The sequence below is a fragment of the Aliarcobacter butzleri genome (assembly GCF_900187115.1).
Classification (GTDB): domain Bacteria; phylum Campylobacterota; class Campylobacteria; order Campylobacterales; family Arcobacteraceae; genus Aliarcobacter; species Aliarcobacter butzleri.
This window is the reverse complement of the sequence record NZ_LT906455.1, coordinates 1650423-1663794: the sequence shown is the minus strand read 5'-3', so window position 1 is coordinate 1663794 and position 13372 is coordinate 1650423. Positions and strand designations below refer to the sequence as shown.

Genomic DNA, 13372 nt, shown 5'->3' with positions numbered 1-13372 from the left:
TAAAATATGAATAAAATTTATAAATATGATATTGAAACAAAAGAGTTTAGAGAAGAACTAGAGATAAATGAAAACTATGGTTCAAATTTACCTTTTACAACTTCTATAAAACCAAAATCTACAAAAGCTGGTTTTACGCAATGCTTTAATGAAACATCTTCAAAGTGGGAATATGTAGAAGATAATAGAGAAAAAACTGCTTATTCTAAAACTACAAAAGAAGAGTTAAAAGTTGATTATTTAGGAAAAATAAAAGATGAACATACTCTTTTAGAGCCTAAGCAATTTGATAAATGGGATGAAGCCTCTAAAAGTTGGATAGAAGATGAAATTCTTAAAAATGAATATTTAACTCTGCAAAAAAAAGCCAAAAAAGTGGAGCAGTTAAATACTTTAGTAGTTACAACTTCTCAAGGAAATATTTTTGATGGAAATGAAACAGCAAGATTGAATATGGTTAGTGCAATCCAATCAGCAGAACTTTTAGGACAGATTTCTAACAATTGGAAATTAGCCGATAATACAGTTAAAGAGATATCTTTAAATGAACTAAAAGAAGCTTTAGCTTTATCAATACAAAAAGTAGGAGAGATAGTAACAAATGCAGGATAAATTAATAGAAAAATTTGAAAATGATGTAAAAAAAAGAAGTAGATTTATGAGATTCTTACTTGTACTAGACCAGTTAGGAAATGTACTATTTTGGAATGGTAGCCAAGATGAAACTATAAGCTCTCATATTCATAGACGAATAGAGTCTGGTCGTGCAACTTGGTTTGATAAAAAGCTTTGTTGCTTACTTAAAAAAATCGAAGATAATCACTGTGCTAAAAGCATAGGTGAGTAAAAAATAAATTTAAAAAAGGAGATAAATATGAGTACAAGTCGTGGAATAGTAGCAAAATATAAAGCTAATAATCCCTACATAATCAAAGTTAGTTCAACCTTGCCTTTGGCAATGGTACTAACAGCTGAATGTGAAGAGGGAATATATTGTTTTGATAGTCCTGAAGATGCACTAGAAAGTGAGTTTTTCAAAGATGTTGAAACTGGAAATTTAAAAAAATATTTAGAGCTTGGAGTAAATGAATTTCCTGTAATAGTGCCTATTATAGTATCTGTTGTTAATATTAAACTTGATGAAGATAATAATGAAGATAAAGATTTGATGAAAAGTTCTATTATAGATGCAGTTAATGCTTTGCGAAAAGCTTCAAGCACTATAAACAAAGCAAGTAAAAAAGGTGAACCAGTTACATATAAGCCAGATATTATTGTAGTTCCTGATTATCATGTAGGTGATTTAGATGTTTGTAACTCTATAAATGTTGTTTGTGAGTATCTTAGTGCTAGAACTTTTTTTGATTGTGATGCAGAACTAAACTCAGAAGCTTTAGCTTTTAGAGCAAACTTTACTTCAGATAGGATTACTTTAGCTAAGTGTGGTTTAGGGAAATGGAACACAACTTCAAATCAAACAGATTTTTATTGTGCAAGTGCTGTTTTAGCATTTTTAAGAGTTTATATAGATGGACAAAGCACAGTTGGTTATGCAAAATCTATCTCAAATAGAATTTTGCCTTTTTCAAGTGTTAAATACCCAGTTGAATTTATGGAAGGTAAAAAAGATGAAACAGATGCTTTGACAGAAAAGCAAATTATGAGCTTTATCCATAAAGATGGTATTCGTTCTTGGGAGTATGCAACTTGTGTTGATACTATTTGGAAAGATGCAAGAAGAGTAAGAATCTATGATTTAGCAGCAAAAGCGACAATCACTAATTTGTTTGATGTAACAGATAAAGATACAGATGAATTGTTAGCTGCAAAAAGAGCCTTAGAAAACTTTATGGCTGATTTAGTAGGACAAGGTGTAATGGTAGATGGCTTCAAAGTTTATCTAAATATGAAGCTTACAACACAAACAGCAATAGATGAAGGAAGATTTTATTTAGAAGTTGATTGTGATGATATGCCAAGTCCTAGATTGATTGAAGTTACATATAACAAAGTATCTCAAAGTGCAGAGAAAATTTATAAACTATTTGAGGAGGCATAAGATGAGTAGAAGTGTAATAGTAGAAGTAAATTGTTTTATAGAAGGGTATGGGAATCTTGGAAGAACTGTATCTTTCAAGGCTCCAGAGTTAAATCAAAAAACAATTTCAGGAACAACTGGAGTTGGAGATAGAAACTATGCAACAGGGCAGTTTGAGTCACTAGATAGTGAGTTTTCTTGTGCAGCTTTGCCTGAAGCTGTTTACAATGCCTTGTCAAAACTTGATGAAGCTGAACTTATATTTAAAAAAGCGATTAGAACTGGAACAAAAGTAGAAAATTACACTTGGATTTGTACAGGTGCTATTAGTGTGAGTCATGGAGATAGTAAACCAGGAGAGATGTTAGATGTAAAAGTATCTCAAAAAGGGTGTAAAAAATATGTACATGAAGTAAACAATCAAACAAAAGTAAGAATTGACCATGATAACCTTATTTGTGAGGTTAATGGTAAAGATTTAATGGCTGATGTTAGAAGAATTTTAAGAGGATAAAAAGGAGATAAATATGAATAGTAAAAACAAAAAAACAGTTGCCTATCTTGGTGATCAAAAATTAGAGTTATCTACACCTTTAAAGATTGGAGGGAAAGATATAACAGAAATTGTAATAAAAGAACCAAAAGTAAAAGATTTAAAAGCCGTTAGTCACATAAAAGATGATTTAGAACAAACAATTACATTAATAGCAAATAAGAGTGGTTTTACTATTGATGAAGTAGAAGATTTTCCAACACATATTTATATGAAGTTGCAGGAGTTAGTTAAGCCTTTTTTGTCTTAGGTTTAACCAAAGAATATATCTTACAAGGTGCTGGTCTTATAGGATATATCTATCACTTTAGTTTTAAAGAGATTAAGCAAATGACGGTTAGCGAGTTTATGTTTTTTATAGAAGATAGTAAAAATTATATTCCAAAGGTTGATAAATGAAAATAGGTTTAGGTATAGAAATAGGAGCTTCTTTTAAAGGCATTGGTGCTTTTAAAGATACTACTAAATCTATTGATGAACTAAATCCTAAATTATCAACTTTAGGAAAAATAAAACTAGGAATAACTGACTATTTCAAAAGAGCTTCAGAGCAAATAAAACTCACAACAAATGATTTAGAAAAGTTCAATTCTATTCAGTCTAAGATGGAAAGTACTAACTTAAAATTAGACTCTTTAAAAAATTATAGAAATGATTTTAAAAGTTCTATTATGGATAAAGTTGCTCTTGGTACAACAGTTGCAGTCCCTATGAAACTAGCAATAGATTTTGAAAGCTCAATGGCTGATGTAAACAAAGTAGTTAATTTTGATTCATCTGATGAAGCAAAAGCTTTTGAACAATCTATTTTAAAGATGACTAGATCTATTCCTATAAATGCAACTGGCTTAGCTGAGATAGTTGCAGCTGGTGGACAGTTAGGTATCACAAAAGATCAGTTGCTTGACTTTACTGAAATTACTGCAAAAATGAGTACAGCTTTTGATATGAATACAAAAGAAGCTGGTGAGTCTAGCGCGACACTTATGAATATCTTTGGTTTGAGTTTAGATGGTATTTCAAGTTTAGGAGATGCCTTAAATCATTTATCAGATAATAGTGCTTCAAAAGCTAATGATTTAGTAAATGTTTTAGCAAGAGTAGGTGGAACTTCTAAAGTATTTGGAATAAGTGCAGAACAAACAGCAAGTTTAGCAAGTGCATTTTTGGCTATGGGAAAACCTGCTGAAGTTGCAGGAACTGCTATAAATGCTATTTTACAAAAACTTGGAACTGCAGATAAACAAGGTAAAAAGTTTCAAGATGCACTAGATCAAATAGGTCTTAGTAGTGAAGAGTTAAAAGAGAATATTTCAAATAATGCACAAGGTGCAATAGTTGATTTCCTAACAAGAATAAAAGATGTAGCTGATGATGAAAAGCTAGGACTTTTAAGTGATATGTTCGGACAAGAGTATGCTGATGATGTAGCACTTTTAACAGTAGGATTACATAACTATACAGATGCAATAGGACACTTAGCTGATAAGACTAAGTATGCAGGAAGTATGACAAGAGAGTTTGAGATTAGAAGTAAAACAACAGCTAATAATATGACGCTTTTTAAAAGTGGTATTGCTGAGATTGGTATAAACATTGGAAGTGTTTTATTACCAGCTTTAAACTCTATTCTTAACCCACTAAGAAGTGTGACTAATAGTTTAGCAGATGCCACTACTAAATATCCAGTTCTTACTAAAGTTGTATTTGGTGCAACATTTGGAGTTATAGGTTTGGGTATTGCATTTTCTACTTTAGGTTTTATGGGAAGTTTTGCATTAAGTGGATTGTTGATTGCTAGAAAAGGTTTATTACTATTAACAGCTGCTTTAAATTTTGCGAAAATAGGAGTTCGTGCTTTTATTGGTTCGACTGGAATAGGGCTTTTACTTGTAGGTGCTGGACTTGTATATGAGTATTGGGAACCAATTAGTACAGTTATGAGTGCTCTTTGGGACAATCCAATGAAAGCATTAAATGATTTTTGGGCTAGTTTAAAAGAAAAGTTTGCTTGGGCTAAACCTATGTTAATGGAACTAGGCAATATCTTTGGAATGGTAAGTGATGATGAACTTAAGGGTTTTAAAAAAGATGAGGCACAAAAAGAGTTAACAGAGGCTCAAAAAAGTTCTTTACCAACTATCCCAAAAGTAAATGAAACAACAGGTGCAAAAACTATAAACAACACGCCAACTTATAATATAACAGTTAATAATCCATCAGATGGATTTGATATAGAAAAAGAGATGAAAAAAGTAGAACAAAAGAAGAAAAATAAACAGTATGAGGATATAGACTGATGATTTTAGGTATGTTAGGTGATTTTGATTTTAAGATGAATAAATCAGAGTTTAGTCAACTTTCTAAACAAATAGATTTTGGGTGGACTAGCTCAGATAGAATAGCAAATTATTCATATCATCAAGCAGCAACTAAACCAAAAACTAGTTTTACATTATCTGGAACTCTGATTATGAAATCTATTTATACTTTTGATAAGTTAGAAAAGATTGGAGAGATTCAAGAGCCAGTTCTTTTAAGTCTTACTAATACACAACCTGTCTTGGTTGTTATAAAAAGTCTTAAAAAAGATATGAGTAGGTTCATAAAAACTGGTGAATATATAGAGCAAGGCTTTAATTTAGAACTTGAAAGGTGGTACAAATGAATCTAACTATCACTCAAGAAAATAAAAGACTAGATGAAATAGTTTATAACTACTATGGCTCACTAGAACATTTTCAAAAAGTTTTAGAATTAAACAATATTACTAAAGTATTTTTAGATTTAGGCGATGTTATAGAACTTCCAGATATTGAAGAACTAGAAGAAAAAAAAGATGAATTTAGTGAAGTAGGAGGGCTTTGGTAATGAACCCAAGATTTAAAGTAGTTGTAAACGGAAAAGATATAACAGATACTATAAATCAAAATGCTTCAAAAATAAGCTTTCATGATGAAGATGGAACAAGTAGTGATGATATAAAACTAAGTGTTGAAGGAAATTTTAGAAGACCAAAGTTTGGTGATGAGATAAAACTTTGGATAGGTAATGAAACTTCTATGATGTATTGTGGGACATTTGCAGTTCAAAATTCTAAAATTAATATGAGTAATGGAAGTAGAATAGAAATAAGTGCAACTGCAGTTGACTTTTCAAGTGGAGCAAAAGTAAAAAGAAATAAAAGCTTTGAAAACTTAAGTATAAAACAAGTAGTTACTCAAATAGCTAAAAAACTAGAGTTAAAAGTAGAGTGTGATTATGATGATTTATATGTGATACATATCGAACAATCAAATGAGTCTGATTTACATTTTTTAAAAAGATTAGCAAGTGAATACAACGCTTTATTTGCTATTAAAAACAATACTCTAATCTTTAAACAAAAAGTAAAAGGTGATAAAAAATCTAGTGGACTTCCTAGATATAGTTTAAATGTAAAAGAGATAAGCTCTTATGATATAGAAAATACAAATAAAGAAAAATATAACTCTTGTGTAGCCTCATGGCACGATACAAAAGAGAATACTCAAAAGAGTGTAACTGTTGGTGATGGTGAACCAGTTAAACATATAAAAGGTTCATATCAAAATGAAGCAGATGCAAAATCAAAAGCTCAAGCTGCTCTTCAAAAAGCTTCTAGTCAAACTAAAATTGGAAATATAAGTTGTGCTGGATTTGTATGTTATGCAGGTGGAGTTTTGAGTTTATCTGGAACTGTAGAAGATGATGGAGAGTATCATATAAAAAGTGTAAATCATGATATAGATACAAGCTCTGGTTGGAGAGTATCAATAGAAATAGAAAACTAAAAAATTACTTTATAAACACAGCCACCACCCCTGATAGCTGCATAAAAATTTTACAAAAAAAACAACATTACTTTAAAAAAAGTGATGTTTTTTCACAAAGGATAATTATGCAAAGAACAAAACTAAAAGCCCCATTTGGTTGGGTAGGTGGCAAAACTCAATTAGCTAGAGATATTATTGATCTTATTCCTCAAGAACATAAAACTTATATTGAAGTTTTTGGAGGAGCAGGAAGTGTACTTTATCAAAAAGAACCAAGTAAACTTGAAGTGTTTAATGATATAAATAGTGAACTTATAAATCTTCACAGAGCTATTAGAAATAATCCACAAAGCTTGAGTATTTATTTGAATGATTTACTTATCTCAAGAGAGATATTTAATGATATTAAATCAAAACATTTAAGAGGTAGAAATAATATAGAAAAAGCAGCTTTCTACTTTTATCAATTAACTCAAAGCTTTGGCTCTAAAGGTGATAACTTTGCTATGGCTGCAAAGTCAGGACGAAAACCTAAAAATATATATAGAAATTTTAAGACTATTTCAGAGAGGCTTAAATATGTAACAATAGAGAATATGAGCTTTAATAAACTTATTTCTTTGTATGATAAAGATGACGCCTTTTTCTATGTAGATCCACCTTATGTAAGTACTGAAAGCTACTATAAAAATACAGGTGGATTTGGACTTAAAGAACATGAAGAGTTAGCACAACTGTTGTCAAATATAAAAGGTAAATTTTTATTGAGTTATAACGATAGTGTAATAGTTCGAGAGTTATACAAAGGCTTTAATATTAAAAGTACAAAAGAGATAAGATACACTCTTGGAGCAAATATGCATGGTAAGAAAAAGAGTGTGAGTGAGGTGTTTATAACTAATTATTAAAAAATAAATGTAATGTTTTAAGCAATATCAAAGAAGTATTATTTATAACGATGATATAATTTACTATATTTCAAAGGAGTCAAAATGAATTTTACAAACATACCAGCTTTAGAATCTAAAATGGATAGACAAAATGTGTTAGTTGCTTTTTTTACTATTCAATATGGAGAGTGTAATATTGAATGTGTGTATTCAAAGATAATGAGAAAATTTTTATTTGCTATAGTTGATAGGAATATTGGTTTCACATGTTCTTTAAATGGTATATATGCAAATACTTATATTAATCATAGAGAAGCATTAACTGCATTAACACAATGTAGAAATCATGGACGTTGGGATCCTACTCATTTTTATGAAGTATTAAATAATAATCTTCCTAATGTTAATATATCAGAAGTAACAACTACTGAGTATAGAGCTGTTTCTGATTTGGCTGTTTCAAATTTTGAAGATAGAATCTATTTTAATCATTGGAGAAAACGCAAAATATCTGATCGGCAAACTGATAAAACGATTGAGTTATTGGGATATGAAGTTTTGAAATTTTGTCAAAATACAGGTATAACACCAGTATATTTTCCTTATCCAACTGATAGAACAATAGCAATTATGAAAGATTTTAAACTAGACTATAAAAATCATAATGCAATTGATTAACTTGTAAACTAACTAAGAATTTCTTAGTTAGTTTAAATAAGTAGCCAAGAAACTTTCAATATCTCTTATCATATTTTCAACATTTTCATGAGTAAATTCACTATCTTTACCATGAGCAGCACTATTTCTAATATCTGCTAATGCAGTAATGCTTTTTTGTTGGAACTTATTATAAACACCAGCTTTTGTTAAATCATCATTCATTTTTGTAAGTTTCCCCTGTGGTATTTTTTCTTTATCACATAAGCTTCTAAGAGCCGTTTCTAAAACTACTCCAGCAATTACAGCAGCAGCTAACTTATATTTATTAGATAGTAATTCTTTAGCTTGTTCAAGCTCTGTATCGAAAACATCTGCTTCTACTAAAGATTTAAGCGACACTAAAAAACCATTTTCATAATCATCTTTTAAAGCATTTAATAGAGCAAATTGTTTTATAAAGTAAGGATATGTTTGATCTGGTATATATTTTACAGATTCAATTTCAGAGAACTTTTTCAAATATGTAGAATTCTTTCCTGCAGTAAGTTCTATTATATTTTGTACTTTTAATTTCCATTCAGTATGTTTAAAGATATCTACATACTTAGCCATACAAAATCCAGCATCTTCTTCATATAAAGTATTTTTAACTATATCACCTTCTTTTATAAGTTCTTCAATTCTTTTTAAGAATTTCATTTGCTATCCTTGTATTTAAATTAATTTATTTTTGCTTTTGAAATGTAGGTATAATTTTTTATGCAAAACTATAACGAAATATTAGAAAAATTAAAAGATATACTTTCTAAAGAACTAGATAATAAAAAAGTATTTGATAAAGATATAGCTCAATCTTTAAATATAAATTACGATGTTTTTAGAAAAAATAAACAATATAATAGAGTTCCATATCTTGAGATAATGCAATTTCTAGCTAAAAGAAATATATCTATTAATTGGTTCTTCTTTAATCAACTTCCTGAAAGCCTTATTGAAAATACATCTAATTACATTATATTAAAATACCAAAAGAATATTATTGGTTCAGCCGGAGGTGGAGCCATAAATTATGAGATAAATCCAGAACCTCTTGTAATAGATAAGCAACTTTTAGATTATATAAATAGTAGCTATAAATATACTGAAGTATTAGAAGTATTTGGAGAGAGCATGGAACCTGATATCAAAGATGGAAGCTTAATTTTTATAGATAAAAGCAAAAAAGATATAGATGATAAAAATATATTTTTAATCAATACAAAAGATGGATTGTATGTTAAATCTATTAATGTAAATAATGATAAAGTAATTTTAAAATCCAACAACCACACTTTTAATGATATTTATCTAGATATTGATGAAGTAGATGTTATTGGTAAGGTTTGTGGATTATTAATCAGTATTTAAAAGGAAATATAATGAATAAAGGTAATAATGAAGAGATTATTGCAAGGTATACTACTCCGGACAAAGTAGTATCTGAATTTATTAAATGTAGACCTATAGAAAAAGAGTACAATAGTTATTTAGCTAGTTTCAAAGAAAATACATCAAATTATTCAAGATTAAGGAAGTTATATATTCTTTCAGATGCAATATATGAACAATATCATGATATAGCAGTTTGTCAAAAAGGTTGTGCTCATTGCTGTAAAATACCTGTGGATATTAGTGAACTAGAAGCTAAATATATAGAGAATAATACTAAGTTTAAGATAGTAATGAATAAAAATATAGATACAAATGAATATTGTAATTTATTAGATTTAGAGAATGGAACATGTAAAGTATATGAACATAGACCTATGGTATGTAGAACATACTTAACATTTGATAATCCAAGTTATTGTGCCAGTGAAACAAAACATATTCATACTAGACTTATTGATCATAAAGATCTTATTAAATTGTATGAAAAACTACTCGATAAATATAGTCAAGGAAAAAAAATAGTAATTGGTGATATTAGAAATTATTTCTCAAATGTATGATTTAAAATATTTAAATATAAAAAAATTATTGATTTATAAGAATATAAAACAGAAGAACTAATCCTAATATGTAAAGTAAAAGTGGCACTTAATAAGATTTAATTTTGCTAGTGAAATGTAAGTAAAAAAGCCTAAAAAGTACTGTTTTCTTTAGATGCATACATTTCATAAGCAAAATATTAACATTTCTAATGCGTTTTAACATGAAGAGTTTTTAAATGAATTAACTTTATTTTCAATATATTTAAGAGCAAGTGATGTTCATATTGAAATGTATAAAAACTTAGTTTTATTTAAATTTAGAGTTGATGGTAGATTAAAGATATTTTTTACTTTTGAAAAAGAGTTTTTTAAGTCTATTTCTTCATATATTAAACTAATTTCAAATTTAGATATGACACAAATAAGACTTCCACAAGATGGACGCTATTCTTTAAATATCGAAGATAAAAAGTATGATTTTAGAGTTTCAACGATGCCAACACTTGAAGCTGAATCAATAGTTTTACGAATTTTAGATAATAAAAATATAGATAAAAATCTTTTAACTTTAGGTTTAACCCAAAGTTTGTTGCATAAATTAAAACAAAGTTTAAAATTAACTCAAGGTTTGATTTTAATAAGTGGTCCAACAGGAAGTGGAAAAACTACAACTTTATACTCAATTTTAAAAGAGTTAAATTGTGAAGATAAGAAGATAATTACTGTTGAAGACCCAGTCGAATACAAAATAGAAAGTATAAATCAAGTTCCAATAAATCCAAAAATTGGGCTTAGTTTTGAAGTTGTATTAAAAAATATATTAAGGCAAGACCCAGATATAATATTTATAGGAGAAATAAGAGATAGATTTTCGCTTGATATTGCTTTACAAGCTTCATTAACTGGTCATTTAGTATTGGCAAGTATTCATAGTAATAGTGCAGTTGAAACTATAACTAGACTTATTGATTTACAAGCAGATCCATTTTTGATTTCAACTACTTTAAAACTCATAATGGCTCAAAGGTTAGTTTTAAATTATTGTAAATTTTGTGACTCAAATGGTTGTGAAAAATGTAATTATACAAAATATTATGATAGGTCAAGTATTGCAGAAATTTTAAAAGTTGATGAGAAGATTTCATCTTTGATATTCAAAAAAGCTGATATAAATGAATTTAAAGAGTATTTAAAAGCTATAAATTATCAAACTTTATTGGATGATGGAAAGTTAAAAGTAAATCAAAATTTAACTTCAATTGAAGAAATTTATAAGGTGGTTACTTACTAAAATGAAAAAATATAAAATAAAATATCAAAAAGATGAAAAAGTTGAAGAGATGATTTTAAAAACTTCAGATTTGGCAAATGAGAATTTGCCTCAAAATATTTTAGAGATAAAAGAAGAAAAAGAGAGTTTTAAAATAGATTTTAAAAGGAAAATCAGAATTGATAATAAAAAAATAAATCTGCTTTTTTATGAACTAAATTTGATGCTTCAATCAAATATAAATTTTTCTGATGCTCTTGATATTTTGATAAAAAATAGAAAAGATAAAGATATTGTAAAATTGTTGCAAATAATAAAAGAGTCATTTTCAAGTGGAAAATCAATCGATGAAAATTTAAAAGAGTTTAATATAAACCATTTAGTTATAAGCTTTTTAAGAAACTGCCAAAATAGTGGAAATATCACTTTAAATATAAATGCTTTGAGTAAACTTTTAATAGAAAATTCTGAGTTAAAAAAGAGTTTTTATAAAGCTATTTCTTATCCAATTTTTTTGTTTATTACATTTTTTTTATCAATTGTTACAATATTTACTTTCGTTATTCCGAAATTTAAAACTATATTTTTTCAAGTAAAAGATGAGTTACCACTTGCTACAAAAATTTTATTAGTATTTGAAAACCTTTTTGTAAATTACTCTTTTTATTTCTTTTGTTTTTTTAGTTTTATTATAATTTTCATAATTTATTTTTATAAACAAAATGCTAAATTTGAATATTTTATTGATAAATTTATGATTAGAAAGATTGTTTTATTTAAAGACATTTATTTAAATATGCAACTTTATAAGTTTTTTTTACTTATTGATATAATGTTAAAATCAAACTACGAATTTCATAAAGCTTTTATTTCTTCTAAACTTTTATTAAAAAACAAATATCTATTAGATAAAATATATATTATTGACAATTTATTGCAAAATGGAAAAAGTATTAATAACTCTTTTTCAAAAACGAAACTTTTTGATGATATAGTTTTAAATCTGATAAATACTGGGGAGATTTCAAACTCTTTAGTTATTACAATAGATGAAATAAAAAAGATTTATAAAAATAGATTTGATGACAAAATGAGTTTTTTAATATCGCTGATACAACCAATTTTTTTAGTTACTATTATGGGATTGATTTTATGGATAGTATTAGCAATATTTATGCCAATTTGGAATATGGGAAATATGATAAACATTTAATAAAAAGGAGCAACTTTGATTAATTGTTATGTAAAAAAAGGAAATAGATTAACTGTTGTTGAAGGTGTAGAATTTATTGATAATAACGAAGATAAAAGTAGTGTTATTTGGATTGATATGCTTCTTCCTACAATAGATGAAATAAGAGCTGTTGAAAATCTATTTGATATGAAATTTCCAACAAAACAAGAGAGTGAAGAAATTGAGCTGAGTTCTCGATATTGGGAAGAAGATAATAGAATAGAGATAAACAGTTATTTCTTAATAAACGAAACAAAAGAAGCATTTAATGAAACAGTATCTTTTATTTTACAAGGTGAATTATTAATCTCTGTTAGATATAAAAAATTACAAAGTTTTAATACCTTTACAAAAAAATTATTGACAAGTCCAAGAGAATTTAAAAATGGTTACTCGATTTTTTGTCAAATTATAGATATTAGAATTGATGCCGATGCAGATATTATTGAAAATTTGAGTAAAGAGATTACAAAAATAAGAAAACATGTTTTTACAGATTATTCAAATGATGACGAAGATATATTAGAAAAAATCTCTACTTTTGAAGATTTGAATATGAAGATTAGAGAAAACTTAACAGATAAACAAAGAATTTTAAACTCTTTACTAAAATCTCAAAAATTTTTAGATGACAAGAGTGAATTGCCAATTATGTTAAAAGATATTAGGTCTTTGATTGATCACACAAACTTTAATTTTGAAAGATTAGATTATTTACAAAATATTTTTATAGGATTATTGAGTATTGAACAAAATAAAGTTATAAAAATTTTTACAATAGTAAATGTTATTTTCTTACCACCAACATTGATTGCAAGTATTTATGGTATGAACTTTGATTTTATGCCAGAACTTCATTTTGAATATGGATATTTATATTCAATAGCATTTATGATTTTAGCAGCCGTTAGCCCACTTATCATTTTTAAGAAAAAAGGCTGGATATGATTTTGAAAGGAA

17 protein-coding genes are annotated in these 13372 nt (G+C 27.4%); 16 read left to right on the top strand and 1 reads right to left on the bottom strand.

Annotated features, from left to right (window positions below):
• Window positions 1–6 precede the first annotated feature (6 nt).
• From CKV87_RS08300 to CKV87_RS08250, 11 genes are all read left to right on the top strand, one after another.
• A complete protein-coding gene (locus CKV87_RS08300; protein ID WP_012147636.1) occupies window positions 7–612 on the top strand; it encodes a tail fiber assembly protein in 606 nt (201 codons plus the stop codon).
• Window positions 602–847 (top strand): hypothetical protein, encoded by a 246-nt coding sequence (locus CKV87_RS08295; protein WP_012147635.1) that lies wholly within the window; start codon window positions 602–604, stop codon window positions 845–847. The genes CKV87_RS08300 and CKV87_RS08295 overlap by 11 nt, the downstream gene beginning before the upstream one ends.
• A gap of 27 nt (window positions 848–874) precedes the next feature.
• Window positions 875–2059 carry a phage tail sheath protein gene (locus CKV87_RS08290; protein WP_012147634.1) on the top strand — a complete coding sequence of 395 codons (1185 nt, stop codon included), beginning with the start codon at window positions 875–877 and terminating at the stop codon, window positions 2057–2059.
• A 1-nt stretch (window position 2060) separates the two neighbouring features.
• Window positions 2061–2552, top strand: a complete 492-nt coding sequence (locus CKV87_RS08285; protein WP_012147633.1) for a phage major tail tube protein — start codon at window positions 2061–2063, stop codon at window positions 2550–2552.
• 13 nt (window positions 2553–2565) lie between these two features.
• On the top strand, window positions 2566–2841 hold the full coding sequence (locus CKV87_RS08280) for a phage tail assembly protein (protein WP_012147632.1): 276 nt from the start codon (window positions 2566–2568) through the stop codon (window positions 2839–2841).
• 145 nt (window positions 2842–2986) lie between these two features.
• Complete coding sequence (locus CKV87_RS08275; protein ID WP_012147631.1) at window positions 2987–4891, top strand: phage tail tape measure protein; 1905 nt, start codon at window positions 2987–2989, stop codon at window positions 4889–4891.
• Complete coding sequence (locus CKV87_RS08270; RefSeq protein WP_012147630.1) at window positions 4891–5259, top strand: phage tail protein; 369 nt, start codon at window positions 4891–4893, stop codon at window positions 5257–5259. Before CKV87_RS08275 ends, CKV87_RS08270 begins: the two co-directional genes overlap by 1 nt.
• Window positions 5256–5462 (top strand): tail protein X, encoded by a 207-nt coding sequence (locus tag CKV87_RS08265; RefSeq protein ID WP_012147629.1) that lies wholly within the window; start codon window positions 5256–5258, stop codon window positions 5460–5462. The genes CKV87_RS08270 and CKV87_RS08265 overlap by 4 nt, the downstream gene beginning before the upstream one ends.
• Complete coding sequence (locus CKV87_RS08260) at window positions 5462–6403, top strand: phage late control D family protein (protein WP_041644975.1); 942 nt, start codon at window positions 5462–5464, stop codon at window positions 6401–6403. Before CKV87_RS08265 ends, CKV87_RS08260 begins: the two co-directional genes overlap by 1 nt.
• Before the next feature lie 107 nt (window positions 6404–6510).
• The gene (locus CKV87_RS08255; protein ID WP_012147627.1) at window positions 6511–7293 is read left to right on the top strand and encodes a DNA adenine methylase; all 783 of its coding nucleotides are present in this window, start codon (window positions 6511–6513) and stop codon (window positions 7291–7293) included.
• A gap of 84 nt (window positions 7294–7377) precedes the next feature.
• Entirely contained in the window at window positions 7378–7953 is a 576-nt protein-coding gene (locus tag CKV87_RS08250; RefSeq protein ID WP_012147626.1) for a hypothetical protein, read from the top strand.
• Between the two features lie 27 nt (window positions 7954–7980).
• Here CKV87_RS08250 and CKV87_RS08245 read toward each other — a convergent pair whose 3' ends face one another.
• Entirely contained in the window at window positions 7981–8634 is a 654-nt protein-coding gene (locus tag CKV87_RS08245) for a HEPN domain-containing protein (RefSeq protein WP_012147625.1), read from the bottom strand.
• A gap of 60 nt (window positions 8635–8694) precedes the next feature.
• Between CKV87_RS08245 and CKV87_RS08240 the strand changes: the two genes are divergently transcribed.
• The 5 genes from CKV87_RS08240 to corA all read left to right on the top strand — a co-directional run bounded on the left by CKV87_RS08240 (window position 8695) and on the right by corA (window position 13360).
• On the top strand, window positions 8695–9342 hold the full coding sequence (locus CKV87_RS08240; RefSeq protein WP_012147624.1) for a S24 family peptidase: 648 nt from the start codon (window positions 8695–8697) through the stop codon (window positions 9340–9342).
• 11 nt (window positions 9343–9353) lie between these two features.
• The gene (locus CKV87_RS08235) at window positions 9354–9926 is read left to right on the top strand and encodes a YkgJ family cysteine cluster protein (protein ID WP_012147623.1); all 573 of its coding nucleotides are present in this window, start codon (window positions 9354–9356) and stop codon (window positions 9924–9926) included.
• Between the two features lie 238 nt (window positions 9927–10164).
• A complete protein-coding gene (locus CKV87_RS08230) occupies window positions 10165–11199 on the top strand; it encodes a GspE/PulE family protein (protein WP_228126935.1) in 1035 nt (344 codons plus the stop codon).
• A gap of 1 nt (window position 11200) precedes the next feature.
• Window positions 11201–12391: a type II secretion system F family protein gene (locus CKV87_RS08225; protein ID WP_012147621.1), complete on the top strand. Its 1191-nt coding sequence runs from the start codon at window positions 11201–11203 to the stop codon at window positions 12389–12391.
• A 15-nt stretch (window positions 12392–12406) separates the two neighbouring features.
• The gene (corA, locus tag CKV87_RS08220; protein ID WP_004509875.1) at window positions 12407–13360 is read left to right on the top strand and encodes a magnesium/cobalt transporter CorA; all 954 of its coding nucleotides are present in this window, start codon (window positions 12407–12409) and stop codon (window positions 13358–13360) included.
• The last annotated feature ends 12 nt before the right edge of the window (window positions 13361–13372 follow it).

Excerpts from the sequence above, each read along its gene's own strand:
- CKV87_RS08250 (WP_012147626.1), top strand. The coding sequence starts at position 7,378 with ATGAATTTTACAAACATACCAGCTTTAGAATCTAAAATGGATAGACAA.
- CKV87_RS08285 (WP_012147633.1), top strand. The coding sequence starts at position 2,061 with ATGAGTAGAAGTGTAATAGTAGAAGTAAATTGTTTTATAGAAGGGTAT.
- CKV87_RS08275 (WP_012147631.1), top strand. The coding sequence starts at position 2,987 with ATGAAAATAGGTTTAGGTATAGAAATAGGAGCTTCTTTTAAAGGCATT.
- CKV87_RS08270 (WP_012147630.1), top strand. The coding sequence starts at position 4,891 with ATGATTTTAGGTATGTTAGGTGATTTTGATTTTAAGATGAATAAATCA.
- CKV87_RS08260 (WP_041644975.1), top strand. The coding sequence starts at position 5,462 with ATGAACCCAAGATTTAAAGTAGTTGTAAACGGAAAAGATATAACAGAT.
- CKV87_RS08300 (WP_012147636.1), top strand. The coding sequence starts at position 7 with ATGAATAAAATTTATAAATATGATATTGAAACAAAAGAGTTTAGAGAA.
- CKV87_RS08225 (WP_012147621.1), top strand. The coding sequence starts at position 11,201 with ATGAAAAAATATAAAATAAAATATCAAAAAGATGAAAAAGTTGAAGAG.
- CKV87_RS08280 (WP_012147632.1), top strand. The coding sequence starts at position 2,566 with ATGAATAGTAAAAACAAAAAAACAGTTGCCTATCTTGGTGATCAAAAA.
- CKV87_RS08240 (WP_012147624.1), top strand. The coding sequence starts at position 8,695 with ATGCAAAACTATAACGAAATATTAGAAAAATTAAAAGATATACTTTCT.
- CKV87_RS08295 (WP_012147635.1), top strand. The coding sequence starts at position 602 with ATGCAGGATAAATTAATAGAAAAATTTGAAAATGATGTAAAAAAAAGA.
- CKV87_RS08235 (WP_012147623.1), top strand. The coding sequence starts at position 9,354 with ATGAATAAAGGTAATAATGAAGAGATTATTGCAAGGTATACTACTCCG.
- CKV87_RS08255 (WP_012147627.1), top strand. The coding sequence starts at position 6,511 with ATGCAAAGAACAAAACTAAAAGCCCCATTTGGTTGGGTAGGTGGCAAA.
- CKV87_RS08265 (WP_012147629.1), top strand. The coding sequence starts at position 5,256 with ATGAATCTAACTATCACTCAAGAAAATAAAAGACTAGATGAAATAGTT.
- CKV87_RS08290 (WP_012147634.1), top strand. The coding sequence starts at position 875 with ATGAGTACAAGTCGTGGAATAGTAGCAAAATATAAAGCTAATAATCCC.
- CKV87_RS08245 (WP_012147625.1), bottom strand. The coding sequence starts at position 8,634 with ATGAAATTCTTAAAAAGAATTGAAGAACTTATAAAAGAAGGTGATATA.